Annotated in this window: 22 protein-coding genes and 1 pseudogene; 11 read left to right on the forward strand and 12 right to left on the reverse strand. The window is 62.7% G+C overall.

What is annotated here, in order from left to right:
• Positions 1-394 precede the first annotated feature (394 nt).
• The 4 genes from uvrA to AC1D0I_RS11515 all read left to right on the forward strand — a co-directional run bounded on the left by uvrA (position 395) and on the right by AC1D0I_RS11515 (position 5,976).
• Positions 395-3,316 (forward strand): excinuclease ABC subunit UvrA, encoded by a 2,922-nt coding sequence (gene uvrA / locus AC1D0I_RS11500; protein ID WP_477395166.1) that lies wholly within the window; start codon positions 395-397, stop codon positions 3,314-3,316.
• A gap of 33 nt (positions 3,317-3,349) precedes the next feature.
• Positions 3,350-3,820: a GNAT family N-acetyltransferase gene (locus AC1D0I_RS11505; RefSeq protein WP_477395168.1), complete on the forward strand. Its 471-nt coding sequence runs from the start codon at positions 3,350-3,352 to the stop codon at positions 3,818-3,820.
• Between the two features lie 25 nt (positions 3,821-3,845).
• On the forward strand, positions 3,846-4,652 hold the full coding sequence (locus tag AC1D0I_RS11510; protein WP_477395170.1) for a DUF72 domain-containing protein: 807 nt from the start codon (positions 3,846-3,848) through the stop codon (positions 4,650-4,652).
• Positions 4,653-4,827: 175 nt separating this feature from the next.
• Entirely contained in the window at positions 4,828-5,976 is a 1,149-nt protein-coding gene (locus tag AC1D0I_RS11515; RefSeq protein ID WP_477395172.1) for a GGDEF domain-containing protein, read from the forward strand.
• A 78-nt stretch (positions 5,977-6,054) separates the two neighbouring features.
• Here AC1D0I_RS11515 and AC1D0I_RS11520 read toward each other — a convergent pair whose 3' ends face one another.
• The 6 genes from AC1D0I_RS11520 to urtA form a co-directional block, all read right to left on the reverse strand.
• The gene (locus AC1D0I_RS11520; protein ID WP_111546440.1) at positions 6,055-6,231 is read right to left on the reverse strand and encodes a hypothetical protein; all 177 of its coding nucleotides are present in this window, start codon (positions 6,229-6,231) and stop codon (positions 6,055-6,057) included.
• A 377-nt stretch (positions 6,232-6,608) separates the two neighbouring features.
• The gene (gene urtE / locus AC1D0I_RS11525; protein WP_095085070.1) at positions 6,609-7,304 is read right to left on the reverse strand and encodes an urea ABC transporter ATP-binding subunit UrtE; all 696 of its coding nucleotides are present in this window, start codon (positions 7,302-7,304) and stop codon (positions 6,609-6,611) included.
• Positions 7,305-7,373: 69 nt separating this feature from the next.
• A complete protein-coding gene (urtD, locus tag AC1D0I_RS11530) occupies positions 7,374-8,120 on the reverse strand; it encodes an urea ABC transporter ATP-binding protein UrtD (RefSeq protein ID WP_095085071.1) in 747 nt (248 codons plus the stop codon).
• Positions 8,121-8,126: 6 nt separating this feature from the next.
• Positions 8,127-9,359 (reverse strand): urea ABC transporter permease subunit UrtC, encoded by a 1,233-nt coding sequence (gene urtC / locus AC1D0I_RS11535; RefSeq protein ID WP_477395174.1) that lies wholly within the window; start codon positions 9,357-9,359, stop codon positions 8,127-8,129.
• Entirely contained in the window at positions 9,356-10,972 is a 1,617-nt protein-coding gene (gene urtB, locus AC1D0I_RS11540; protein ID WP_477395271.1) for an urea ABC transporter permease subunit UrtB, read from the reverse strand. The genes urtC and urtB overlap by 4 nt, the downstream gene beginning before the upstream one ends.
• Before the next feature lie 116 nt (positions 10,973-11,088).
• The gene (urtA, locus tag AC1D0I_RS11545; protein ID WP_477395176.1) at positions 11,089-12,396 is read right to left on the reverse strand and encodes an urea ABC transporter substrate-binding protein; all 1,308 of its coding nucleotides are present in this window, start codon (positions 12,394-12,396) and stop codon (positions 11,089-11,091) included.
• Between the two features lie 300 nt (positions 12,397-12,696).
• Between urtA and AC1D0I_RS11550 the strand changes: the two genes are divergently transcribed.
• Positions 12,697-13,104, forward strand: coding sequence for a hypothetical protein (locus AC1D0I_RS11550; protein ID WP_095085151.1), 408 nt, complete (start codon positions 12,697-12,699; stop codon positions 13,102-13,104).
• A 121-nt stretch (positions 13,105-13,225) separates the two neighbouring features.
• The gene (locus AC1D0I_RS11555) at positions 13,226-15,136 is read left to right on the forward strand and encodes a PhoX family protein (protein ID WP_477395178.1); all 1,911 of its coding nucleotides are present in this window, start codon (positions 13,226-13,228) and stop codon (positions 15,134-15,136) included.
• Positions 15,137-15,245: 109 nt separating this feature from the next.
• On the opposite strand, the gene AC1D0I_RS11560 is transcribed toward AC1D0I_RS11555, so the two are convergent.
• The 3 genes and pseudogenes from AC1D0I_RS11560 to AC1D0I_RS11570 form a co-directional block, all read right to left on the reverse strand.
• The gene (locus AC1D0I_RS11560) at positions 15,246-16,817 is read right to left on the reverse strand and encodes a GMC family oxidoreductase (RefSeq protein ID WP_457150758.1); all 1,572 of its coding nucleotides are present in this window, start codon (positions 16,815-16,817) and stop codon (positions 15,246-15,248) included.
• Positions 16,818-16,862: 45 nt separating this feature from the next.
• A pseudogene (locus tag AC1D0I_RS11565) lies at positions 16,863-17,393 on the reverse strand (gluconate 2-dehydrogenase subunit 3 family protein).
• A gap of 169 nt (positions 17,394-17,562) precedes the next feature.
• The gene (locus AC1D0I_RS11570; protein ID WP_095085077.1) at positions 17,563-17,958 is read right to left on the reverse strand and encodes a VOC family protein; all 396 of its coding nucleotides are present in this window, start codon (positions 17,956-17,958) and stop codon (positions 17,563-17,565) included.
• Positions 17,959-18,188: 230 nt separating this feature from the next.
• Between AC1D0I_RS11570 and AC1D0I_RS11575 the strand changes: the two genes are divergently transcribed.
• A complete protein-coding gene (locus tag AC1D0I_RS11575; RefSeq protein WP_457150773.1) occupies positions 18,189-18,494 on the forward strand; it encodes a ribbon-helix-helix domain-containing protein in 306 nt (101 codons plus the stop codon).
• Here the strand turns inward: AC1D0I_RS11575 and AC1D0I_RS11580 are convergent.
• A complete protein-coding gene (locus tag AC1D0I_RS11580; RefSeq protein ID WP_457150759.1) occupies positions 18,491-19,201 on the reverse strand; it encodes a purine-nucleoside phosphorylase in 711 nt (236 codons plus the stop codon). The genes AC1D0I_RS11575 and AC1D0I_RS11580 overlap by 4 nt on opposite strands.
• A gap of 88 nt (positions 19,202-19,289) precedes the next feature.
• Positions 19,290-21,863, reverse strand: a complete 2,574-nt coding sequence (cckA, locus tag AC1D0I_RS11585; protein WP_477395179.1) for a cell cycle histidine kinase CckA — start codon at positions 21,861-21,863, stop codon at positions 19,290-19,292.
• Positions 21,864-22,086: 223 nt separating this feature from the next.
• Here cckA and AC1D0I_RS11590 point away from each other — a divergent pair, with 223 nt between their 5' ends.
• Complete coding sequence (locus tag AC1D0I_RS11590) at positions 22,087-22,833, forward strand: hypothetical protein (protein WP_477395181.1); 747 nt, start codon at positions 22,087-22,089, stop codon at positions 22,831-22,833.
• 133 nt (positions 22,834-22,966) lie between these two features.
• Here AC1D0I_RS11590 and dksA read toward each other — a convergent pair whose 3' ends face one another.
• Positions 22,967-23,383, reverse strand: coding sequence for an RNA polymerase-binding protein DksA (gene dksA, locus AC1D0I_RS11595; protein WP_095085082.1), 417 nt, complete (start codon positions 23,381-23,383; stop codon positions 22,967-22,969).
• 340 nt (positions 23,384-23,723) lie between these two features.
• On the opposite strand from dksA, the gene AC1D0I_RS11600 reads away from it, so the two are divergent.
• The 3 genes from AC1D0I_RS11600 to AC1D0I_RS11610 all read left to right on the forward strand — a co-directional run bounded on the left by AC1D0I_RS11600 (position 23,724) and on the right by AC1D0I_RS11610 (position 26,863).
• Positions 23,724-24,227, forward strand: a complete 504-nt coding sequence (locus tag AC1D0I_RS11600) for a SixA phosphatase family protein (RefSeq protein WP_477395183.1) — start codon at positions 23,724-23,726, stop codon at positions 24,225-24,227.
• 63 nt (positions 24,228-24,290) lie between these two features.
• On the forward strand, positions 24,291-25,769 hold the full coding sequence (locus tag AC1D0I_RS11605; protein WP_477395185.1) for a YcjX family GTP-binding protein: 1,479 nt from the start codon (positions 24,291-24,293) through the stop codon (positions 25,767-25,769).
• Positions 25,766-26,863 (forward strand): YcjF family protein, encoded by a 1,098-nt coding sequence (locus tag AC1D0I_RS11610; RefSeq protein WP_477395187.1) that lies wholly within the window; start codon positions 25,766-25,768, stop codon positions 26,861-26,863. Before AC1D0I_RS11605 ends, AC1D0I_RS11610 begins: the two co-directional genes overlap by 4 nt.
• Positions 26,864-26,945: the final 82 nt, after the last annotated feature.

Genomic DNA, 26,945 nt, shown 5'->3' on the forward strand with positions numbered 1-26,945 from the left:
CCCTTGTCCGTTGCGACGTGTCGTCCCGAAGCACAAATCGCAGATGCCTGCGGCGTCTCGCAGGCCGCCTCTGGCGGCGAGGCCATCGAAAGACAGCCGGCTTCGGTTGACTTCTGGACACTGCGCCCCTGAGTCGGGGACGTCAACCATCAATAGCCGGTTACCGAAAAACGTGATCACCGGGAGGTTACGTACAAGTCAGTTTTTGCACAGCTTTGTCAGGAGCGTGTTCGGCCTTTGTTCTTTCCGCTTGCCCGTTCACGCGAAAGACGGTTAAACGCCTTTGTCGGGAATTGTGGCGTCTCTCGACGTGGCGGCAAAATTACCTACATAGGGGATGGCCGGGAAAACCCGCCATTCCAGGAAATTCCAGCTTCTGAGGCGGCGACCGGCAATGGCCGACCATAAATACCTTTCCATTCGCGGGGCGCGCGAACACAATTTGAAGAATGTCGATCTCGACTTGCCGCGTGACAGCCTGATCGTCATGACCGGCCTGTCCGGGTCCGGCAAATCGTCGCTCGCCTTCGACACCATCTACGCCGAAGGCCAGCGCCGCTATGTCGAGAGCCTGTCGGCCTATGCGCGGCAATTCCTCGAAATGATGCAGAAGCCGGACGTCGACCAGATCGACGGCCTGTCGCCGGCCATTTCGATCGAGCAGAAGACGACCTCGAAGAACCCGCGTTCGACCGTCGGTACCGTCACCGAAATCTACGACTACATGCGGCTTCTCTTCGCGCGCGTCGGCATCCCCTATTCGCCGGCCACCGGCCTGCCGATCGAAAGCCAGACGGTGTCCCAGATGGTCGACCGTGTGCTGGCGGTCGAGGAAGGCACCCGCCTGTTCATCCTGGCGCCGATGGTGCGCGGCCGCAAAGGCGAGTACCGCAAGGAATTGCTGGAACTGCAGAAGAAGGGCTTTCAGCGCGTCAAGGTCGACGGCGTCTTCTATGAAATCGCCGATGTGCCGGCGCTGGACAAGAAGTACAAGCATGACCTCGACGTCGTCGTCGACCGCATCGTCGTGCGTGGCGATCTCGCCACCCGGCTTGCCGATTCCATCGAGACGGCACTGAGGCTCGCCGATGGGCTGGCGGTCGCCGAATTCGCCGACAAGCCGCTCGACGCCAGCCAGACCGGCGAGGATTCGGTCAACAAGTCCAAGAACGAGACGCACGAGCGCATCCTGTTTTCGGAAAAGTTCGCCTGCCCGGTCTCCGGCTTCACCATTCCCGAGATCGAGCCCAGGCTGTTCTCGTTCAACAATCCGTTTGGCGCCTGCCCGACCTGCGACGGTCTCGGCAGCCAGCGCGCCATCGACCCCAACCTCGTCGTGCCCGACGAGAACGTCTCGCTGCGCGACGGCGCCGTCAGCCCGTGGGCGAAATCGACCTCGCCCTATTACGCGCAGACGCTTGAAGCGCTGGGCAAGGCCTACAATTTCAAGCTCGGCGACAAGTTCAGGGATTTGAGCGCGGAAGCCCAGGAGGCCATCCTGCGCGGCACCGGCGAGCGCGAAATCACCTTCCAGTATGATGACGGCCTGCGCTCCTACAAGACCACCAAGACCTTTGAAGGCGTCATCCCCAATCTCGAGCGCCGCTGGAAAGAAACCGAATCCGCCTGGATGCGCGAGGAAATCGAGCGCTTCATGTCGGCGACGCCTTGCCCGGTCTGCAAGGGCTATCGGCTCAAGCCCGAGTCACTGGCCGTGAAGATCGCCGGCAAGCACATCGGCGAAGTCACCGAACAGTCGATCCGCAACGCCGACAAGTGGTTCACCGACCTGCCAGCCTCGCTCAACGACAAGCAGAACGAGATCGCCGTGCGCGTCTTGAAGGAGATCCGCGAGCGGCTGCGCTTCCTCAACGATGTCGGGCTCGACTACCTGACGCTGTCGCGCAATTCCGGCACGCTGTCGGGCGGCGAGAGCCAGCGCATTCGCCTGGCTTCGCAGATCGGCTCCGGTCTCACCGGCGTGCTCTATGTCCTCGACGAGCCGTCGATCGGCCTGCACCAGCGCGACAACGCACGCCTGCTCGACACGCTGAAGCACCTGCGCGACATCGGCAACACGGTGATTGTCGTCGAGCATGACGAGGACGCCATCCTGCATGCCGACTATGTCGTCGACATGGGCCCTGCCGCCGGCATCCATGGCGGCGAGATCATCGCCCAGGGCACGCCGCAGCAGGTGATGGCCAATCCCAATTCGATCACCGGCAAATATCTGTCGGGCGCGCTCGAAGTGGCGACGCCCGCCGTGCGGCGCGAGGCGAAGAAGAACCGGCGGCTGAAGATCGTCGGCGCGCGCGGCAACAATCTGAAGAACGTCACCGCCGAAATCCCGCTCGGCACCTTCACCGCCGTCACCGGCGTATCAGGCGGCGGCAAGTCGACCTTCCTGATCGAGACGCTGTTCAAGGCGGCGTCGCGCCGCATCATGGGTTCGCGCGAGCATCCGGCCGACCACGACCGCATCGAGGGCCTCGAATTCCTCGACAAGGTCATCGACATCGACCAGTCGCCGATCGGGCGCACACCGCGTTCCAACCCCGCCACCTACACCGGCGCCTTCACGCCGATCCGCGACTGGTTCGCCGGGCTGCCGGAAGCCAAGGCGCGCGGCTACCAACCCGGCCGCTTCTCCTTCAACGTCAAGGGCGGCCGCTGCGAGGCCTGCCAGGGCGACGGCGTCATCAAGATCGAGATGCACTTTTTGCCCGACGTCTACGTCACCTGCGACGTCTGCCACGGCAAGCGCTACAACCGCGAGACGCTCGACGTTCTGTTCAAGGGCAAGTCGATCGCCGACGTGCTCGACATGACGGTCGAGGAAGGCGTCGATTTCTTCGCCGCCGTGCCAGGCGTGCGCGACAAGCTCGACACGCTGAAGCAGGTCGGCCTCGGCTACATCCATATCGGCCAGCAGGCGACGACGCTGTCGGGCGGCGAGGCGCAGCGCATCAAGCTCGCCAAGGAACTGTCGCGCAAGGCGACCGGCAAGACACTCTACATCCTGGACGAGCCGACCACCGGTCTGCATTTCCACGATGTCGCCAAGCTGCTGGAAGTGCTGCACGAACTGGTCGACCAGGGCAACACGGTGGTGGTCATCGAGCACAATCTCGAGGTGATAAAAACCGCCGACTGGGTGCTCGACCTCGGCCCCGAAGGCGGCGACGGCGGCGGCGAACTGGTGGCGTCCGGCACGCCGGAAGCGATCGTGCGCGAAAAGCGCAGCTACACCGGCCAGTTCCTCAAGGAGCTGCTGGAGCGGCGCCCCGGAGGCAAGCGCGAAGCGGCGGAGTGATGGCGAACCAGTCGGCGCTTGGAGAGCATTTGAATGACAATCCGAAGAGCGCTTCCCGGTGATCTCGAAACTGTCGTCTCGCTGACGGAAGCCGCCTACGCGCCCTATTCCGCGCTGTTCGGCGCGCCACCGATCCCCGTCACTGAGGATTATGCACCGCGTATCGCGCGTGACGAGGTCTGGCTTCTGGAGCGTGACGGCGAACTTGCCGGTCTGCTCACTTTGGAGCGTCATGACGACCACGCGATGATCTTCTCAGTCGCCGTCGCGCCAGGATTTCAGGGCAAGGGCTTTGGCATTGCCCTGCTCAAACACGCGGACGACCAGACGCTGGCGTGGGGCCTGCCCGAGGTGCGGCTCTACACCAACGCCAAAATGGAGCGGAACATCGCGCTCTATCTGGCCTATGGTTTCCACGAAACGGGTCGCCGGCCCAATCCATACCGGCCAGGATGGGTGCTCGTCGACATGGCGAAGCCGGTCGACAAGATCACGACGGCCTGATTTTTCTGAATTCGGGAGGATGGCAATGAGCAAATCGGGAACAATCCGCTCCGGCATGGGCGGCTGGACGTTCGAACCCTGGGATACGTCCTTTTATCCCGAAAAGCTCTCCAAGGCCAAGCAACTGCAATTTGCCAGCAGGCAGGTGTCGAGCATCGAGGTCAACGGCACCTATTATTCCAGCTTCAAGGAACCGACCTTCGTCAAATGGGCGAGCGAAGCGCCAGACGGTTTCGTCTATTCGCTCAAGGGCAACCGCTTCGTCACCAACCGGCGCGTGCTCGGCCAGGCCGGTGAATCGATGATGCGCTTCCTCGGCTCGGGCGTGGCGGCGCTCGGTGAAAAGCTCGGACCGATCCTGTGGCAGTTCGCGCCGACGAAAAAGTTCGACCCGGACGATTTCGAAGCCTTCCTCAAGCTGCTCCCGGAAAAGCAGGACGGCGTTGGGCTGCGCCACGCGGTCGAGGTGCGCAACGACAGTTTCATGGTGCCGGAATTCGCAGCGCTGGTGCGCAAATACAAGGCGGCGATCGTCTATGCCGACCACGCTAAATATCCGGCCATCGCCGACGTCACCGGCGATTTCATCTATGCCCGGCTGCAGACCGGCAGCGACGACAATCCCGATTGCTACACGCCGGCAGGCCTGGATGAATGGGCCGCGCGCGCCAAGACCTGGGCGGAAGGCAAGGTGCCGGCCGACCTGCCGCGCACCGATCCCTCGACCGAAGCACCCGTCAAACCGCGCGACGTGTTCGTCTACTTCATCACCGAGGGCAAGGTGCGCGCGCCGTTCGGCGCCATGGCGCTGTTGAAGCGGGTGGCCGACTAAGAACATCGGCATAAGACTTTCACGCCAAGCGCCTCTCCTATGCGTTTTTGGCGCAGCAAGGCGGCCGATCGAAGCAATTTCGGCACATTCGTAACCTTATCGATACCTCCTTGCTGCATGAATCCAGCCTGGCCAAGCCGCAGAGCTGGGATCGCCGCCGGCAAGGAACGAGGGCATGTCGCTCGACTACACTTCACTTCTGCTGGCTGTTGGTTTTTCCGCCACCTGCCTGAGCCTGACACTGTTTGGTATGTGGTTGACTGCTCGCTCGGAGAAATTCCTGCTGACATGGGCGGTCAGCCTGCTGTTGGTGGTCGCCGACATTTTTGCCTATGACGCCTATATCGACATGCCCGGGCGCGTGCTCGGCATTGCAACAGTTGCCCTGCTCCTGCTTGGTTTTTCAGCCATGCTGGGCGCGGCCTACCAGTTCCGAACCGGCGGCTCGCCGATCCCGCGAACGGTGGTTGGCAGCATTTCGCTGGCCGTCGTACTGCCTGCCATGGCTCTCGGCTATGACGGTCTCGGCTTCATGCTGGAGAACCTGTTTGCTGCCTTGCTTCTGTTCGCAACGGCGCTCGAATACTGGAAGGGTCGCAACGAAGCCCCTGCCCTGACAATCGGGATCACCGCACTCTATTCGGCCACGGCCACGTCCTTCGCCCTCTGCGCCATGGTTCTCGCTTGGGACGGAAAGCTGATCCTTGGGCATGCACCAAGCAATTGGGCAGAGGAGTTGAGCCTCATCATCGTCATCGCCAGCATGACCGGCATTGGCGCGCTGTCGCTGGCGCTCAATCAAGGGCGTCTGGCCAGGCATCACCGCCACAACGCCCTGACCGATCCCTTGACGGGCCTGCTCAACCGGCGCGCGCTGTTCGACCAGCATGGCAGTGCCCCGGTCGGCGCCTTCACCGCTGTGGTTGTGTTCGACCTCGACGGCTTCAAGGCCATCAACGACGAATTCGGCCACGCGGCTGGCGACGAGGTGCTGAGGGTGTTCGCGAGGGAACTCGCCGGCAATCTTCGCCCGACCGACGTCGCCGCGCGCATGGGCGGCGAGGAGTTCGCGCTGGTTCTGAAGCGGACCTTACCCGAAACGGCGGAGGCCACGGCCGAGGCCATACGGGCCGCCTTCGCCGCGTGCCGCATCGAAACCGAGACGGGTTCGCTGACATGCACGGTCAGTGCCGGATTTGCTTTCGGCACCAAGGAGGGCCTCAGCTTCGACAAGGTGCTCAGCGCCGCCGACAAGGCGCTCTACGCCGCCAAGCGCGGCGGCCGCAACCGCGTCACCGCCTCGCCACTCCGGCGCGTGGGTTAACTGCGATCCTGATATGTCGACCGTATCGTCGGGACAGCCTTGCCTGTTTCGGCAAGACGATCGTGAGTGAAGCCAGCCTTATGCCGCCATGACGATTTCGTTGAAAGCATCGAGATCGACATAGAAGACCTTGGTGATTTCCTCGATCAGTTCGTCGCGATCGTACCCCTGGGACCTCAATATGTTGATCGCGGTGATGATATCGACGCGTTCGGTTAGCCGGCGCTTCTGATAATCCTCGACGTAACGTTCCATGGCAGTCCCTTAGCCTGTGTGCCCAAACGCGTTGAACGACAATCAGATCGCAGGAGGGAAGCTAGGAATGCATGCTTGCGTGGAACTTGCCCGGCCTTCGCCGCGCCCCTCGATCTGCGATAACACCAGACTGATACGGAAACGGCCGACTCACAAAAGCCAAGAAAAGACTAGCACGCAGCCGCCGGCGCGCCAGAGACACGGATGACTGGATCGAAGAAATATTGGACTTGCGAAAGACTTCGGACCGTCACCAGAAGTCCATTGCTGATTCTAGTCCATGTCGCCCAAAAGTGCGCAGCGGTTTTGGGACAACGACATGGACAAAACCACAGATCTAAAGCGCGTCGTTTGAATCCGCCTGGATGCGACGCGCTCTAGACGGTCAGGAATTTGCGGACATCCGCCCTGTCGAGATCTTCCGCCGGGCCGGTGTGGACGATCAGGCCGCGGTCCATGATGTTGACCTCGTCGGCAAGCTCGCGGCAGAAATCGAGATATTGTTCGACCAGAAGCACGGCGATGCCCGCCTGGTCGCGCAGATAGCGGATGGCGCGGCCTATATCCTTGATGATCGACGGCTGGATGCCTTCCGTCGGTTCGTCGAGCACCAGCAGCTTCGGCCGCATCACCAGCGCCCTGCCTATGGCCAGCTGCTGCTGCTGGCCACCGGAAAGGTCGCCGCCACGGCGACCCAGCATCTGCTTCAGCACCGGGAACAACTCGAAGACATGGGCCGGCACGTTGCGGTCGCCACGCTTCAGCGGCGCAAAGCCCGATTCCAGGTTTTCCCGCACCGTGAGCAGCGGAAAGATCTCCCTGCCCTGCGGTACGAATGCGATGCCCGACCGGGCGCGGTCATACGCCGCGCTCCGGTCGAGCGCCTTCCCCTCGAAGGCAACGCTTCCGCTCGTCAGCCGATGGTGGCCGACGATCGATCTCATCAAACTGGTCTTGCCGACGCCGTTGCGGCCGAGCACGCAGGTGATCTTGCCGGCGCCGGCCTTCAGCGACACGCCACGCAGCGCCTGGGCGGCGCCGTAGTGCAGCGTGGCATCGGAAACTTCGAGCATGTCAGCGCCTTCTCCAGAACCGCAGGAAGGACAGATCGAAGCGATGGAATTGAACCCGCCAGACCATGCTCATCTCCCCAGATAGACTTCGACGACGCGCTCGTCGGCAGACACGAAATCGAGCGTGCCTTCGGACAGCACCGAGCCTTCGTGCAGGCAGGTGACCTTGACGCCCAGTTCGCGCACGAAATGCATGTCGTGCTCGACGACGATGACCGAATGGTCGCGCGCGATCTCCTTGAGCAGCCGCGCGGTTTCCTCGGTCTCTGCATCGGTCATGCCGGCGACCGGCTCGTCGACCAGCAGCAGCTTCGGGTCCTGCGCGAGCAGCATGCCGATCTCCAGCCACTGCTTTTGTCCATGGCTCAAATTTGCCGCCAGCTGGTCGCGTTTGTCGCCGAGCCGGATGATGCCGAGAATGTCGTCGATCTGCCGCGCTTCGGCGGCCGAGCGGCGATGGAACAGCGCCGGGAAGATCGAGCGCGGCCCCTTCAACGCCAACATCAGATTCTCCTCGATCGTGTGGTTTTCGAAGACCGTCGGCTTCTGGAACTTGCGGCCGATGCCCATCATGGCGATCTCGGCTTCATCATGCCTGGTCAGGTCGATCTGGCCGTCGAAGAAAACCTCTCCCTCGTCGGGCCGTGTCTTGCCGGTGACAATGTCCATCATCGTCGTCTTGCCGGCCCCGTTGGGGCCGATGATGGCGCGCATCTCGCCCTTGTCGAGCACCAGCGACAAATTGTTGATGGCGCGAAAGCCGTCGAAGGAAACCGAGACGCCGTCGAGATAGAGGATCGTGTGCGACTTGCTCATGATCGCTCACTCCGCCGGCTGTGGTTCGGGGCTGGACGAGGACCAGTCGCCAGGCCTTGTCGCCGCGCTACGAACGATCTTCTGCGGCGATGGGACGACGGAGTCGGTGCCGGCCTCTTCGGCCAGCGAGGCCGCCCGCAGCGCCTTGGCGTTGCCGCGCCAGGAATCCCACATGCCGACGATGCCTTTGGGCAACAAAAGAGTGACTGCGACGAACAGGCCGCCGAGCGCAAACAGCCAGAATTCCGGCAACACGCCGGTGAACCAGGATTTGCCGGCATTGACCAGCAGCGCGCCGATGATCGGCCCGACAATGGTGCCGCGCCCGCCGACGGCAGCCCAGATCACCACCTCGATCGAATTGGACGGTTCAAACTCGCCGGGATTGATGATGCCGACTTGCGGCACATAGAGCGCGCCGGCGATGCCGGCCATGACCGCCGAGACGGTGAAGGCGAACAGCTTCACATTCTCCGCCCGCCAGCCGAGGAAGCGCGTGCGGCTCTCGGCGTCGCGCACCGCCATCAGGAGCTTGCCGTATTTGGATCCGACGATCGCCCAGGTGACGAAGACGGCGAGCGCGAGCGTCACCGCGCTGGCGGCGAACAGCGCTGAACGCGTCGCGTCGGCCTGCACGTTGAAGCCGAGAATATCCTTGAAATCGGTCAGGCCGTTGTTGCCGCCGAAACCCATGTCGTTGCGGAAGAAGGCGAGCAGCAGCGCATAGGTCATCGCTTGGGTGATGATGGAGAGGTAGACACCGGTGACACGGCTGCGGAAGGCGAACCAGCCGAAGACGAAGGCGAGCAGGCCAGGTATCGCCAGCACCATGAGCCCGGCGAACCAAAAATGGTCGAAACCCGTCCAGAACCAGGGCAATTCCCTGTAGTTCAGGAACACCATGAAGTCCGGCAGGATGGGGTTGCCGTAGACGCCGCGCGCGCCGATCTGGCGCATCAGGTACATGCCCATCGCATAGCCGCCGAGCGCGAAGAACGCACCGTGGCCGAGCGAGAGAATGCCGCAATAGCCCCAGACAAGGTCGAGCGCCAAAGCGAGCAGCGCATAGCAGAGATATTTGCCGGTCAGCGCGACAATGTAGGACGGCACGTAGAAGCCGCTGGTCGGCGACACAGCCAGGTTTAGCAGCGGCACGATGACGGCCACCGCCAGCAGGATGAGAATCGTGATCGCGATGCGGCGGTCCGCCCCCGCGGCGAAGAAGCGTCCGGTGATCATGCTTCCACCGCCCTGCCCTTGAGCGCGAACAGGCCGCGCGGGCGCTTCTGGATGAACAGGATGATCAGCACCAGCACGACGATCTTGCCGAGCACCGCGCCGGCATAGGGCTCGAGGAACTTGTTGACGATGCCGAGCGAGAAGGCGCCGACCAGCGTGCCCCACAGATTGCCGACGCCGCCGAAGACGACGACCATGAAACTGTCGATGATGTAGCCGCGGCCGAGATTGGGCGAGACATTGTCGATCTGGCTGAGCGCAACACCGGCGATGCCGGCAATACCGGAACCCAGCGCGAAGGTCAGCGCGTCGACCCATGGCGTCCTGATGCCCATCGAGGCGGCCATGCGCCGGTTGGCGGTGACGGCGCGCATCTGCAACCCCCAGGGCGTGCGCTTCATCACATAGAGCAGCACGGCAAAGACGGAGAGCGCGAAAACCAGGATCCAGAGGCGGTTCCAGGTGATCGCGAGCTGGCCGACATTGAACGAGCCCGACATCCAGGAGGGATTGCCTACTTCCTGGTTGGTCGGCCCGAAAATGCTGCGCACGGCCTGCTGCAGGATCAGCGACACGCCCCATGTCGCCAGCAGTGTCTCCAGCGGCCGCCCGTAGAGAAAGCGGATAACGCCACGTTCGATGGCCAAGCCGACAAGCGCCGCGACGAGGAAGGCGAGCGGCAGCGCGATGACGAGCGACCAGTCGAACAGGTCGGGAAAGGATGTGCGGATCACCTGCTGGACGACAAAGGTCGTGTAGGCGCCGAGCATGACCATCTCGCCATGCGCCATGTTGATGACGCCCATGACGCCGAAGGTGATGGCAAGCCCGATTGCCGCCAGCAGCAGCACCGAGCCCAGCGAAATCCCGTACCAGATGTTCTGGCCGGCATCCCAGAAGGCCAGCGTCGAATTGATGTCGGCGATTGCGGCCGTCGTCGCCTCCTTGCCCGCAGCCGAGGCGTTCTCCTCGACCGAGGTGAGCAGCGAAACCGCATCACGGTCGCCCCGTGCGCCGATCAGCGCGATGGCGGCGAGCTTGTCGGCATCCGGCCGGTCAGAAACCAGGACAGAGGCGGCACGGGCCTGTTCGAGCAGGGCCTTGACGCTGGCCACCGTCTCGCTGGCGATCGCGGTGTCGAGCGGCCCGATGTTTGCGGCATCGGGTGTCTTGAACATGGTGTCGGCAGCGGCGATGCGCACGGCCGGATCCTTGGCGCCGAGCGTCAGCGTGCCCAGCGCATCGCGTATGACGCGGCGCAGCGTGTTGTTGACCTTGATCTTGGTGATGCCGTCCTTGGCGGCATCCGCCGATTTCTCGCCGCTCAGCGGGTCGAACAGCTCGACGCTGTCGCCCGCTTCCTTGCCGACGAAGACCAGTGAATCGGCCTTGCGGATGTAGAGGTTGCCGTCGGCAAGTGCCGCGAGCGGTCGTTCGACAGCCGGATCACCTGTGGCCGCCAGGTCGTGGACGACAGCGCCTGTCTCGGAAAAACCCTTGGCCGTCGCGAATTTGGCGATGATGCCACGCAGATCGGCTTCGCCAGCACCCGACGACGACAGCGTCGCCAGCAGGAACAAAAGCGTCAGGCCAATCGCGCGCAACAGGTTCATCGGCTTCAGGCGACCCTTGAACGTTGAATTGGGCGTCCGGACGGCGGAGGAAACCATCCGGACGCTGCGGTCTGAGGTCATGGACCTGCGGTCCAGACCTGGTCAGCCCGGGAGGATCAGTTCGTACCCTTGCCGCCGCACTTGCCGGTGGCGACGTTGAAGTTGCCGCAAGACAGAGGCGCGCGCCAATCGGAGATGAGGTCCTTGGAGTCGGGCAGGTAGTCGGACCATTCGTCGCCCATCACCAGGCCCGGCGTGCGCGAAACCGTCTCGAACTGGCCGTCAGCCTGGATTTCGCCAATCAGCACCGGCTTGGTGATGTGGTGGTTCGGCATCATCGTCGAATAGCCGCCGGTCAGGTTGGGCACCGAAACGCCGATCATGGCGTCAATGACCTTGTCCGGATCGGTGGTGCCAGCCTTCTCGACCGCCTTCACCCACATGTTGAAGCCGATATAATGGGCTTCCATCGGGTCGTTGGTGGTGCGCTTGTCGTTCTTGATGAACTTGTGCCAGTCGGCGATGAATTTCTTGTTCTCGGGCGTATCGACGCTCTCAAAGTAGTTCCAGGCGGCGAGATGGCCGACCAGCGGCGCCGTGTCGAGACCGGCAAGCTCTTCTTCGCCGACCGAGAAGGCCATGACCGGAATGTCCTCGGCCTTGATGCCCTGGTTGCCGAGCTCCTTGTAGAACGGCACGTTGGCGTCGCCATTGACCGTCGAGACGACGGCGGTCTTCTTGCCGGCCGAACCGAATTTCTTGATTGCGGAAACTTCGGTCTGCCAGTCGGAGAAGCCGAACGGCGTGTAGTTGACCATGATGTCTTCCGCCGCGACGCCCTTGGCCTTCAGATAGGCCTCAAGGATCTTGTTGGTGGTGCGCGGATAAACGTAGTCGGTGCCTTCAAGCACCCAGCGCTTCACCGAACCGCCATCCTCGCTCATCAGATAGTCGACAGCCGGAATGGCCTGCTGGTTCGGCGCCGCACCTGTGTAGAACACGTTGCGCTCGCTCTCCTCGCCCTCATACTGGACGGGATAGAACAGGATGTTGTCGAGCTCTGAGAACACCGGCAGCACCGATTTGCGCGACACCGAGGTCCAGCAGCCGAACACCGCGGCGACCTTGTCCTTGGAGATCAGCTCGCGCGCCTTTTCGGCGAACAGCGGCCAATTGGAAGCCGGATCGACGACCACGGCTTCGAGCTTCTTGCCAAGCAGGCCACCTTTGGCGTTCTGCTCGTCGATAAGCATCAGCATGGCGTCCTTCAGCGTCGTCTCCGAAATCGCCATGGTCCCCGACAGCGAATGGAGAATGCCGACCTTGATCGTGTCGTCGGCCGCCCTGGCAGGCATGGACATCAACAGGCCGGCAACGACGCTCGCCGAAAACATTTTTGTTATTGTCGAGAAATTACCCCTCATGCCTAACACTCCCAGGCTGGTTGATTGCACCGCAACAATGCAATGCAACCCCCGTGCCAATCGCTCAGGAGATGCCGAATAATAGGTGATAGTTAAACATTATCAGGTGCTTGGTATATTAGCTTTATGAAAACAAAGAAGACCGGTTAAAAATTGATTGAGAGAAATTTGCGCAGCGCACAAGGCGCCTGCCTAATTTTCGCCCAAATTGGCAATGTGCCTAGTTTTTGGACTTCGCCGGCGGATGTTGCGGCTCGGCGCAGAAATAGGGCAAGCTCGCCCAATCAAACGAGCGACGTCATGGCATCCGGCATTTCACGCATTTTTATCGGCATATTGCTTCTGGCGGCAGCGACCGGCACTGCCCGAGCCGACTTCAGCGACGGTAAGATGCCCGACGGCATCTACCACTGCGAAGTGTACCTGCTTGGCATGTTCCTCGACCTCGGTGACATCACCATCAAGGGCAACGTCTACAGCGGCCCAGTCACCTTCGGGACCGCCCAGCAGGGCTACAATTACCAGATGGATGCAAACGGCGTGATCTCCTGGCTGGGACCGCTCGGCGGCTATACCGCTGGCGGCAACTCGCTGTCGCTGACCCAGGCCACGCTCGACGGTCAAAGTGCGCCCTCCTTCGACATCATCATGAGGCAGCCCGACGGCGCCTTCACCGCCTCGACCTGCACCAAAGGAAGCGGCCAGTAAGTTATTCCCTGGCAATGGCCGCCGCCTCGGCGGGCCTGCCTCTCTCTCATGTCATCTGGATGTTGCCGAAACTGGATAGGCAGCGGTGCGCCGTCACCATCCACCTTGAGAGGCAGACACAATGGCCAATTCCCCGTCTTCATCCTCCCCTGTCATTCGCGACGTCATCGCCGAGCGCGTCTCGCGCCGTACTCTCCTGAAAGGCAGCCTCGCATCTGGTGTTTTGATCGCCGGCGGCAGCTTCGTCGGTTCGTTGTTTGCCGGAGAAACACATGCCGCGGCGCTTTCCACACTTGGCTTTCCCGAGTTGAAGCGCGTCTACGACAAGACCCACGCCGCCGCAGAGGGCTATGAGACCACGATCGTGGCACGCTGGGGCGACCCGCTCGTCGCGGGTCTGCCGGATTTCGACGGCAACAAAGTCGCTGCCGACGAGCAAGAGAAGCGCTTTGGTTACAACTGTGACTACATCGCCTTCCTGCCGCTGCCAAAAGGCACGGTCAATTCCGACCACGGCCTGCTCTGCGTCAACAACGAATACATCTCGCCCAATGTCATGTTTCCCGGCATGACCGAGGATGACGCCGGCAAGACGATGAGCAAGGAACAGGTCGATCTCGGCATGGCCGCCATGGGCCACTCGATCGTCGAAGTGCTGTTGAAGGATGGCAAGTGGTCGTTGGTCGAGGACAGCCCGCTCAACCGCCGCATCACCGTCAACACCGAAATGACCGTCTCCGGCCCGGTTACCGGCCACGCCTTGATGCAGACCTCGGCCGATGCCACCGGCACGAAAGTGCTCGGCACCAGTTACAATTGCAGCGGCGGCTTCACCCCGTGGGGCACCGTGCTGACCTGCGAGGAAGGTGTTTCCGACCTGTTCGGCGGCGATCCGAAGAAGGCGCCGACCGCGGACATCCTCGATCGTTATGGCTTCGACGGTTCCGACATCTATGGCCGCGGCCGCTTCCACGACCGCTTCAACATCGACAAGGAGCCGAACGAGGCCAACCGTTTCGACTGGGTGGTCGAGATCGACCCCTATGATCCCCATTCCAAGCCGGTAAAGCGCACCGCGCTTGGCCGCATGTCGCATGAGGCGTCGACGGTTGTCCTCAACAAGGACGGCCGCGTCGTCGTCTACATGGGCGACGACGATTATTTCGAATACATGTACCGCTTCGTCTCGAACAAGGCCTACGATCCGGCCAAACCGGCCTCCGGCAACGACCTGCTGGACGATGGCGTGCTTTCGGTTGCGCGCTACGACGCCGATGGCTCCATGACCTGGCTGCCGCTGATTCACGGCCAGGGCAAGCTTACGGCTGAAAACGGCTTTGCCGATCAGGCCGAAGTGCTGCTGAAAACACGGCTGGCGGCGGACGCGCTGGGTGCCACGCCGATGGACCGCCCCGAGGACATCGAGACCAATCCGGTGACTGGCCGCGTCTATGCGGTGATGACCAAGAACAAGAAGCGCGACCAGTCGAAGGTCAATCCGGCCAACACGCGTCCGGAAAACCTCTGGGGCCACATCGTCGAACTGATCCCGCCAAGCGGTCGCGGCGTGGACGCCGACCATACCGCCGACAAATATGCCTGGGATCTGTTCGTGCTGTGCGGCAACCCAAAGGACGCCGCGGTCGGCGCCACCTTCCACCCGGACACATCGGACAATGGCTGGTTCGTTTGCCCCGACAACATCACCTTCGATCCGGCCGGCCGGCTCTGGGTGGCGACCGACGGTGCCAATGATTTCGACCTGCCGGACGGCGTCTACGGCGTCGACACCGAAGGCCCGGCGCGCGGCCTGCCGAAGCTGCTGTTCACTTGCCCGCATGGCGCCGAAGCGACCGGCCCTTGCTTTACCCCCGACGGCACGACCTTGTTCCTGTCGGTCCAGCACCCGGCCGAGGACGCCGAGACGCTCGACAAAGTGCAGACACTGTGGCCCGACTTCAAGGACGGCCAGTTGCCCCGCCCGTCCGTGGTCGCCATCCGCCGCAAGGACGGGCAGCCGGTCGGCGCCTAATCAGTCTGGTCACACAAAAAGGCGGAACGCGCGTTGCGCGTTCCGCCTTGCGGCCCGGGAGGACACTGAAATTGGCACCGCCCCGGTTACGGGGCGATTTCTTGCCGGCTCAGATCGTCTTGGCCGACATCTGCGCGGCGATGTAATCGGCCTGGCGGATCGCCAGCGACACGATCGTCAAGGTCGGGTTTTCGGCGGCACCCGTCGTGAACTGGCTGCCGTCCGACACGAACAGGTTCTTGATGTCGTGCGTCTGGCCATGCTTGTTGACGACGCCGTCTGCCGCCTTCTCGCTCATCCGGTTGGTGCCGAGATTGTGGGTCGACGGATAGGGCGGCGTCGGGAAGGTGCGCGTGGCGCCGACCGCGGCATAAAGCGCCGAGGCCTGCTTGTAGGCATGGTTGCGCATCGCGGTATCGTTCGGGTGATCGTCGAAATGCACGTCGGCGATCGGCATGCCGTGCTCGTCCTTCATGTCGGCATGCAGCGTGATGCGGTTCTCCGCGCGTGGCATGTCCTCGCCGACGATCCACAGCCCGGCCATGTGGTCGTAGTGGTCGAGCGCCGTGGTGAACGAGCGGCCCCAGGCCCCTGGATCGAGGAAGGCCGCCATGAACGGCAGGCCGAGCGACAGCGTCTCGAACTCGTAGCCGCCGACGAAGCCGCGTGACGGATCATGGCGCGCCTCGTCGCGGATGATGCCGGCCATGGTGGTGCCGCGATACATGTGCACCGGTTTGTCGAAGATGGCATAGACCGAGCCCGTGGTGTGGCGCATGTAGTTCTTGCCCACCTGCCCCGATGAGTTGGCAAGGCCGTCGGGGAATTTGCCCGACGACGAATTGAGCAGCAGCCGCGGGCTTTCGATTGAGTTGCCGGCGACTGCGACGATACGGGCTTTCTGCTCTTGCAGCTTGCCATCCTTGTCGGCGTAGACCACGCCGGTCACCTTGCCCGAGGCGTCATGGTTGATCTTGATCGCCATGGCGTTCGGCCTGACCTCGAGATGGCCTGTTGCCTCGCCCTTGGGGATCTCGGTGTAGAGCGTCGACCATTTGGCGCCCCATTTGCAGCCCTGGAAGCAAAATCCGGTTTGCTGGCAGGACAAGCGGTCGTCGCGCTCGACCGAGTTGATGGCCATGTTGCCGGTGTGGCATTCCTTATAGCCAAGCTTGTCGGCGCCAGCCTTCAACACCTTGAAATTGTTGTTGCCCGGCAATCTCGGCCAGTCATTGGTCCCGGTGACGCCCATCTTGGCTTCGGCCTTGGCATAGTAGGGCTCCATCTCGGCCAACGTGATCGGCCAGTCGAGCAGGGTGGCACCTTCCACTTTGCCATACGTCGACAGCGTCTTGAACTCATGCTCCTGGAAACGCAGCGACGCTCCGGCCCAGTGGGTCGTCGAACCCCCGACCGACTTGACGATCCAGGCCGGCAGGTTCGGAAAATCCTTGGCCACACGCCAGTCACCGGAGGTCGTGCGCTTGTCCTTCCAGGCGAGCTGGGTGAACGAATCCCACTCGTCGTTGACAAACTCCTCATATTCGTGGCGCGCGCCGGCCTCCAGGATGACGACGTCGACACCCTTCTGGGCAAGTTCGTTCCCGAGCGTACCGCCGCCGGCGCCCGAGCCGATGATGACGACCACGCCGTCGTTGTTCAGGTCAAATGCTGTTGCCATGGTTTCCTCCCATGATTTCTGTTTGCGGGTTCAAAACGACGGGGCTCAGAGCCACTCGATGTCGTTGAAACCGCGCGCGATGTAGCCGCCCTTGGAAAAGGACTCGCCCTCGTAGCCGAAGATCGGCCAGACCTCTTTCTGGTTGTAGAGGCTGACGACGAGGCCGCCACGGATGGCCTGGAAGAACGGCGTCGCCTCGATCTGCTTCAGCACCGCGACGCGCTGCTCCTCCCAGCCAAGGCCCCGGTAGCCTCCGTCCCCAGACTTCTTGTCAAGGTCGGCGATACCGTCTTCGATCATCGTCTTGTAGGCGGCGTCCTTGCCGGCCTGCTCGTCATGGCCTTTCACGGCGATGGCGTAATATTTGTCGGGAACCTGATCATGCGGATAGATGTCGCGCGCCATCTGGATCAGCGTCGCCATGGTTTCGGGCTAGAGCGCGGATGTCTCGAGCCCCCAGGCATGTTCGGGGCTGATGACCGCGCTGCCGGAAATGACGAGCAGCGCACCAATGCCACCGCGTTTGAGAAGCTCACGACGTGAAAGTCCAGGCTTCCCGTCATAGATCGTGACCATAATATTCCTCCCTGCTTGCTATTTGCGCCCCTTGAAGCGCGCCACAATCGACGTGCTTCAAGACCTTGTTTGTGCATCTCGTTGTCCCAAAACCGCTGCGCACTTTTGGGCGAAATGCTTGAGCGCGCCGTTGCTGGCGCCGCACGCGCCGGTGCGGCCGCATTGTCTCCTATTGGAAGCGGCCTCCTCGTTGCAGAACCTCGATCTTGTAGCCGTCCGGATCCTCGATGAAAAAGAAGCGGGCGATCGGCGAACCGTCATGGTTGAACTCGACGATCTTCTTCGGGTTGAGGCCGAGCGCGCCGAGGCGATCATGTTCGCTGTCGAGGTCGGCGATCGAGACCGCGAGGTGGCCGTAACCATCGCCGAGCACGTAGGGCTCGACCCTACCCTTGTTCACGGTCAGTTCGAGCTCGAACCCGGTTTCGGCGTTGCTGAGGTAAATGAGCGTGAACGTCTCGAAGTCCAGCCTGTCGGCAACATCGAGCCCGAAGGCATTCCTGTAGAAATCGACGGATCGGGCCTCGTCGAGAACCCGGATCATGGAATGAATTGCTTTGGCCAAATCAGTCTCCGCCCTTGTGTGGAGCCAATTATGGGCAGAGCGGGGAAAAGGTGGTGGCAGCCGGTTACCACGCCCAAAACCGTGAACTGGCGACGCGCTTTAGGGGACAGGGACGAAAGTCCGATTGCCGTTCCGGCAATTTTGCCAGAGAATGCGCACGGGGACAGGTCGAGCAGTATCAGACCGTACGCCTGCCCGCCCAAGACCAACAAGCATGGGAGGTTTGTCGGATGTGCAGGGTATTTGCGGGCCAGGACCCCGAAGGCTATCGCCAGATCAATCGGTCGATTCGCATTGACGGCCACTCCACCAGCATCCAGCTTGAGGCGACCTTCTGGGCGTTGCTCGATGAAATCGCCGAAAACCAAGGCCTGACGACGCCGAAATTCATCTCCAAGCTTTACGACGAAGCCATCGAGATCAACGGCGCCATTCCAAACTTTGCCTCCATGCTGCGCACCACCTGCGCGCTCTATTTGCGCGGCCATCGGCCAGGCATGGATGAACAGGCGATGCCGAAGCGGCAAGCTGCCTAGCTGTCGACCGCGACAGCAAGAGCCAGCCGGCTCATATCGCTGAACAGCTCCTGGCGCTCGGAGTAGTCGGTCAGTTCATCGGTCTCGATGTTGTCGACCACCGTGCACATCGACAGTGCCCGAGCCCCGAAATGGGCCGCGATGCGATAAAGCGCGCTGGTTTCCATATCCACGGCCAGAGCACCGGCTGCCTGCGCGTCGGCAAAGCGGCCGCGTCCTTCAGGATGATAGAAGATGTCGCTGCAAACCGTCAGGCCGGCACAATGGTCGATGCCAAGTTCGGCTGCCTTGGTCAGCGCGCAGCTGAGAAGTGCTGGATCCGGACCGGCGACAGCCTTGTAGAGGCCGAAAACCTGGCCGCTTTGAGCGCTTTCCGCCTGTGCCGATTGCGAGATGACCAGGCTGCGCAGCTTGGCCTTGGCCGTCAGGCTGCCGCAGGTGCCCGTGCGGATCAACGTCCGAGCGCCATAATAGTCAAGTAATTCATGCACATAGATCAGAAACGACGAGACGCCGATGCCGGTCGCTTGAATGCTGATGGGTCTGCCGCGAAACAGTCCGGTAAAGCCAAGGGCGCCGCGTCGGCGATTGATGCAGCGCGGCGCTTCCAGAAAAGTTTGCGCCATCCATTCGGCGCGCTGCGGGTCACCCGGCAACAACACCGTGTCGGCGTAGGCACCCTTGTCTGCTTCGTTGTGTGGCGTCAACCGCTGCTCCCCCAAGCCCGCCTGCCGTTTCAGCCCTCAATCATGGCGTTGTCACGGCGTCTTGCAAGGAAAAGAACATCAGAAGATTCTAATTCTCCAGCACATCCTTGACGATCGTCGCCAGTTGCTTGAGCGAAAACGGCTTTGGCAGGAAGCCGAAATGCGCATCCGCCGGCAGGTTTCTGGCGAATGCATCCTCGGCGTAGCCGGACACGAAGACGAATTTGATGTCCGGCTGGCGCTTGCGCAATTCACCAAGCAGCGTCGGTCCATCCATTTCAGGCATCACCACGTCCGAGACGACGATGTCGACCTTGCCGCCCAGCGCCTCGAACACTTCCAGCGCCTCGACGCCCGAGGAGGCCTCGTGCACGGTATAGCCGCGCGACACCAGCGCCCGCATGCCGCCCATGCGCACGGCGTCCTCGTCCTCGACAAGCAGCACCGTGGCCGAGCCTGACAGATCCTTGGCCGCATCGGCAACCTTCGCCGGTGCCGCCGGCAGATCGCCGGGCTCGCCTGCCTTTTTTGCTTCCGCGATATGACGCGGCAGGAAAATGCGGAAAGTCGAGCCCTTGCCGACCTCGGAATCGCAGAAGATGAAGCCGCCGGTCTGCTTGATGATGCCGTAGACCATCGACAGACCAAGCCCGGTGCCCTTGCCGACCTCCTTGGTGGTGAAGAAGGGTTCGAAAATCTTCTTCAGCACGTCTGGCGCGATGCCGCTGCCGGTATCCTCGACTTCGACCACGACATAGTCAGCCGGGGTGAGCTCACGGTAGGAGAAGGCCTTGCATTCCTCTGCGGTCACATTTCGCGTGCGCACGGTGAGATCGCCGCCTGCCGGCATGGCGTCGCGCGCGTTGACCGCAAGGTTGACCACCACCTGTTCGAACTGCCCGATATCGACCTTGACCGGCCACAGGTCGCGGCCATGGTCGACCTTCAGCTTGATGTCGTTGCCGACGAGGCGTGCCAGCAGCATCCTGAGATCGGCCAGCACGTCGGTCAGGTTGAGCACTTCCGGCCGCAGCGTCTGCTTGCGCGAGAAGGCCAGCAATTGCCGCACCAGCGAGGCCGCCCGGTTGGCATTCTGCTTGATGTTCATGATGTCGGGGAAGGACGGGTCCGACGGACGGTGGTTGGTCAACAAAAGGTCGGACGCCATGATGATGGCGGTCAGCACATTGTTGAAGTCGTGCGCGATGCCGCCGGCAAGCTGGCCCACCGCCTGCATCTTCTGGCTTTGCGCCATCTGCCCTTCGAGCGCCTTCTGCTCCGTCGTCTCGACGGCGTAGACGATCGCCGACTCCTCGGCCCCCTCGCCGCCGGTGCCGTCGGCGACCGCGTTGACGTAGAAACGGATGTGCCGGTCGTCGTTGCCGGGCAGCAAGGTATCGATCGGCTCGATGTCGGCCTGCCGCTGCTGCGCCTTCTCGAAGGCCGCGGCGAAGGCCGGCCGGTCGCGCTCATGGATCACCGTGTCGAGCCGCACGCGGCGATCCACCGCGTCCCGGTCGACGACGGACGAAAACAGCGACAGGAACGGCGCATTGGTGCGCAGGATGCGCCCGCTGTGGTCCACGCCGGCGATCGCCATCGGTGTCGAGTTGAAGAAGCGGGTGAAGCGCACCTCCGAAGCACGCAGGTCGGCCGAGGCGTCCTCGCCCTGCGTGCGGTTGAGCACGATCGTCCGCGTCGGCCCGTTGAGGCCTTCGCGGCTGGCCGAAACGCGGTGCATGAAGCGCACCGGCAGCGCTTCGCCCGTCATCGTCGTCAGGTCGAGATCGATGACCGCGTTGCGTGTCGTTCCAGGGTCGGCCTTGACCGAGCGGACCAGCGCCATGCCGTCTCCGGCCACGATCTCCGGCAGGGTGACGGAGCCGGGCGTGAAACTGGTAAGGTCGATGCCCAGCCATTCGGCAAGCGTGGCGTTGATGTAGGTGACACGGCCGTCCTGGTCGGCTGAAAAGAAGCCGGCTGGCGCATGGTCGAGGTGATCGATCGCCTTCTGCAGGTCGAGGAAGAAACGCTCCTGCTCGGCCCGCTCCTGCGAGATGTCGGCAAGCTGCCAGGCCAGCATCGGCAGCCGCTGGCCTGGAACTCTGAAGGCGCGGGCACGCGCCCGATACCAGCGGGCGCCGGGCTCGGCGCCCGGCCGAATGGACTGCGCGAGACGAAACTCGCCGTCGCCCGACTGTCCGTCGCGCAGGCCGGACGCCAGCCGATAGATCGTCACCGAGGCTTCGGGGACATCCGAGAGCAACCCCTCGACCGTCTTGAGGTCTGCCGCCGACGTCGCGCCGGTCATGTCGGCATAGGCCCGATTGGCGTAGACGACGCGGCCCTTGGTGTCGGTGACGAGAAGGCCCTGCGACATCGAATCAACGAATGCCTTTGAGAGTTCGTCACCGGTCGAGCGTGGCGTGATCTGCACGAAGCCGATCGCCGTGGCGAACAGGAAGCCGACGCCGATCATCGCCAGCACACCGAGCATGCCGAGCAGGAAAGGGTCGCCCAGGCGCTCGCGGAAAAGGCCGAAGACAATAGCGGCCCCGGTCAGAACGACGATGAAAATGATGAGCCGGGTAACCGCGCCCGGTCGCGTATTCTGGTCGACGATCGGTACCGGATAGAAATCGCCGCGCGCTTCCTTGGCCATGTGCCCCCTGCTCGTGAATTCCGGTGTTCCGACACCCGCCCTTGACCGGTTGAATCATATTCTCCTGGTCCGGAAAAGGCCTGGGCGGCAAATGTCGGATAAAAATGATATCTTCCGGCCTTCGGAGTTTTCAAGCTGTTCATCAAGAGCGGAAACGCATTGCGGTAGCCCGCCGCAACGGTCTAGTGTCGCATCACCTCCTCAGGGCAATCAGGGAAAACCAATGCAATGGCTGGATAGCGTGGCGGGCCCCGGTTATGCCGCAGCACTGTTGTGGACGTTTGCAGCGCTTGTCCTGCTGGTCATCGTTCTCGTTATCATCAAGCTTGTGCGCAACCTGACGTTCGGAACCTTCGTTGCCGGCGGCAGGAACCGCAAGACGCGGCTGGCCGTCATGGACGCCACCGCCGTCGACAGCCATCGCCGGCTGGTGCTGATACGCCGCGATGATATCGAACATCTGCTGCTGATCGGCGGTCCGACCGACGTTGTCGTCGAACGTGACATCCGGCTTTCGGCGCCACGCCGTCCGGCGCTGACCGGAGATGGCGGCTTGCAGCCGGTGCCGGCCGCCGCGGCCCCAGCGGCGAAACCGCGTGCACCTCAATCCGCTCCTCCGCCGCCGGCCAGGCAGGCACCTGCTCCGCAGCCGGTGAACGCGGCGCCGCCCGCACGCCCGCGCCAGGCAGCGCCAACACCGGTGCCGGCACCGGCACCGCTACCGAAGCCGCAGCCGACCAATGTCACTCCGCTGCCCGCCTATGGATCCGCGAACGCCAATGCCGTCAGGCAGGCGCCACCGCCGCCAACGCAGGACAGCATCGACGATAAGCTGATGAAGGAACTCGAAGTGTCGCTCGACCAGCCGCGTTCGAGCGGCCCGGTAAGCAAACCGGCGGCGAAGGCACCGCAGTCGCTCGACGACGAAATGACGAAGCTTCTGGGCGAACTCTCCAGCCAGAAGAGATGATCAGAATCTGACCTGCGCAGCCGGCCGGGGAATTGGGCCGGTCGGGCGCGCCAACAAAAATGGCCGGAAAACCGGCCATTTTTGATATCAGCATCGCCGAAAACCGTCATGAGCACAGCCCAAGGGCTATGCGTCAGTCGTCGCGATAGACCTTTTCGCGACGCTCATGCCGCTCCTGCGCTTCGATCGACAACGTCGCGATCGGACGCGCATCGAGGCGCTTCAGCGCGATCGGCTCGCCAGTCTCCTCGCAATAGCCGTAAGTGCCTTCGTCGATGCGCTGCAGGGCGGAATCGATCTTTGCGATGAGCTTGCGCTGACGGTCGCGGGCCCTGAGCTCGATAGCGCGGTCGGTTTCCGAAGAGGCGCGGTCGGCGAGATCGGGGTGGTTGGCGTTTTCCTGTTGCAGGATTTCGAGAGTTTCGCGCGCTTCGCGCAATATGTCATTCTTCCAGGTGACGAGCTTTTGGCGGAAGTAGGATTTCTGCCGTTCATTCATGAACGGCTCGTCTTCGGAGGGTATGTAATCGGCGGTAACGATGTCGTTCATTCGACTCACCCAAACTGCCCCAATTTTGGCGCCTATATATTCGCGGTCCGACGCCTGCACAAGCGCAATCGGCCGCTGTCTCACGCAATTGTTAATGTTCGGTGGCGGGCGCCTTTGCAGCAGCGGATGGTCGTTTTGATACCAAACTACGCTTCGACACTTTGGATCCCGCGCGACATGCTTTTCGAAGACCGGCATGATCTTCGCGCCGAAGCACAAGCGCCCTTTGCGGCACCGCACATCGATGATTCGCTGTGTTTGAAGAACACGGGCCATTGTGCGCAGCGGCTTTCTCGTGGCTAATCCAGGAAGTTCGGCATTCGGCATCAGCGGAGGTTGGGTGGGCACGCTTTATCTGTTGCGACATGCCAAGGCCGGTTGGGCACTGCCCGGCATGCGCGATTTCGATCGCCCGCTCGACGCATCCGGCCGCGCCGATGCCGAAATGATGGGCGCCGCCATGCGGTCCCGCTGCTATGTTCCGGACCTGACCATCTGCTCCAACGCCAAACGCGCCAAGGAGACGCTGGAGGGCCTGGCCGGTCAGACCGACACCGGACGGGTCCTGTTCTTCGACACGCTCTACAGCGAAGACGCCGCCGGTTACCTCCGCCTCATCCGCGACAATGGCGGATCGGGTTCGTTGCTGGTCATCGGCCACAACCCGATGACGGAGGATCTCGCTATGGCGGTATCGGGCGACGGCGACGAGACGGCGCGGGCCACGCTCAACCACGGTTTCCCGACCACGGGCCTGGCGGTCGTCCGCTTCGACGGCGACCTGGCAAAAGCAGCCCAGGGCGCCGGCCATCTCGAAGCGTTCCTGACGCCGGCCGATCTCTGACGCCATTTCAAAGCCGGGTTCCACAGCCTATATCGGGCGGACCGAAGCCCGAGAGATCATATTTTGGCATCATCGCTGACCACTTTCACCGACGAGGCGAGGATTGCCCTCGATACGCTGTCGGGCCGCGCCACCGGGCTTTTCTCTCCATCGCTGCGATTGGGTGTCACGGGCCTGTCCCGAGCCGGCAAGACGGTGTTCATATCGGCCTTTGTCCACAATCTGATCCATGGCGGGCGCCTGCCGCTGTTCGAGGCCCAGAAATCCGGGCGCATCGCCCGTGCCTTCCTCGAACAGCAGCCTGACGACGCCGTGCCGCGCTTCCAGTACGAGGACCACATCGCCGCACTGGTCAACGATCGCGCATGGCCCGATTCGACGCGCGCCATTTCCGAATTGCGGCTGACTATCGAATATGAATCGGCCTCCGGCTGGAGCCGCATGTTTTCCTCCGGCAAGCTGTCGGTCGATATCGTCGACTATCCCGGCGAATGGCTGCTCGACCTGCCGCTGCTTGGCAAATCCTTCGCCGATTTTTCCGGCGAAGCCTTCGAAATGGCCGTTTTGCCGGTGCGCGAGGACCTGTCGCAGGCCTGGCGGGCGCTGTCGGCGGAGATCGACCCGAACGCCGATGCCGACGAGATGACGGCGCGCCGCCTGGCCGAAAGCTTCGCCGCCTATCTGAAGGCGTGCAAGCTCGACGAGCGGGCGCTTTCGACCTTGCCGCCCGGCCGCTTCCTGATGCCTGGCGATCTCGAAGGCTCGCCCGCACTGACCTTCGCGCCCCTGCCTGGGCTGGGCGACAGGCGCGCACGCCCAGGGTCGCTGCACGCCATGATGGACAGGCGTTACGAGGCCTACAAGACGCATGTCGTCAAACCGTTCTTCCGCGAACACATCACGCGCCTCGATCGTCAGATCGTGCTGATCGATGCCATGCAGGCCCTGAACGCTGGCCCCGGCGCCATGGCCGACCTGGAGCGCGCGGTGACCGAGATCCTCAGTTGTTTCCGTCCCGGCCGCGGCAGCTTCCTCACCGACCTGTTTTCACGGCGCATCGACCGCATCCTGGTTGCCGCGACCAAGGCCGACCATCTGCACCACGAAAGCCATGACCGCTTGCAGGCGATCGTGCGGCGGCTTGCCGACCGTGCCGTGGCCCGCGCGAATTTCACCGGCGCCGATGTCGATGTGGTCGCCATGGCGGCGGTGCGCGCGACGCGCGAAGGCACCGTCAAGCAGGGCCGGGAGACACTTCCCGTCATCATCGGCACGCCGATCGCCGGGGAGAAGATCAACGGCGAAACTTTTGACGGCAAAACGGAAACTGCCATATTTCCCGGTGATTTACCGGAGAATATTGATGCGGTGTTCGATGCTTCGGGGTCCGATCACAAGCAGGATACCGGGGATCCGGCAATCCGCTTCGTCCGTTTCCGTCCCCCAAAGCTCGAGCGCACCGCCGAAGGTGTCACGCTGTCGCTGCCGCATATCCGGCTCGACCGTGCCTTGCAATTCCTGATTGGAGATCATCTGGCATGACCGCGCCCCGCAAGCCGGCCGCATTCCGTATCGAGCCGGAAGCCGAATCGAAACAAGAGGCGCCTGAGGCACGCCGTGCCCAGGTCCAGGTTGACTCCCAGCGGAAGCCCCGTGCGATGAAGACCGATGTCGCGATGGTCATCCCGGCGGAAGTCGATGTCTTCGACGAGCCTGACATCGTTGCCGCCGAACCGCCGCCGGCGATCGCCCCCAGAAAGCGGTCGCTGCTCGGCAGCATCTTCTTCAGCGCCTTTGGTGTGCTGGTTTCGCTGGCTGTCGGCCTGTGGACCGATCAGCTCATACGTGACCTCTTTGCGCGTGCCGAATGGCTGGGCTGGCTGGCCGCCGGCATGGCGGCCATTGCCGTGCTGGCGCTTCTGGTCATCCTGATCCGCGAGCTCCTGGCCATCGCCCGCCTCGCCGAGGTCGAAAAGCTGCAGAAGCGGGCGCTCGATGCGATTGCACGCGACGATCCCAAGGCGGCACGATCGGTGGTCGACGAGCTGTCGGCCTTCGTCGCGGCCAAGCCCGAGACCGCGGCCGGCCGCCGCGCGCTGGCCGAACTGCGCGGCGAAATCATCGATGGCGGCAATCTGGTGCGGTTGGCCGAAGCCGAAATTCTCGGCCCCCTCGATGCCAGGGCCAAGGTGATGATTCTCGAGGCGGCCAAACGCGTCTCGCTGGTGACGGCGGTCAGCCCGCGCGCGCTGGTCGATGTCGCCTATGTCGTGTTCGAGGCCGGGCGCCTCATTCGCCGCCTGTCGGAGCTTTATGGTGGGCGGCCGGGAACGCTCGGCTTCTTCCGCCTTGCGCGCAGCGTGCTGGCGCATCTGGCGGTCACCGGTTCGATCGCCGTCGGCGACAGTTTCGTCCAGCAGATCGTCGGCCACGGCCTGGCGGCGCGCCTTTCGGCCAAGCTCGGCGAGGGCGTCGTCAATGGCATGATGACGGCGCGCATCGGCATCGCGGCGATGGAGACTACGCGTCCCCTACCCTTCAGCGCCGCGAAGCGTCCGGGACTGGGCGATTTCCTCTCGGCGCTGACATCGTTTGCAACCAGGAAAGATGCCGAAACGACTCCATCCGGCAAGTGAACCGGGCTGCAGCTTTTGGACCTTCGGAATTGTTACCGGACTGCTTTCCAGTGGTCCCGCAGTGACGAAGCATTAACCAATC

The organism is Mesorhizobium sp. P2_D1, assembly GCF_056404455.1.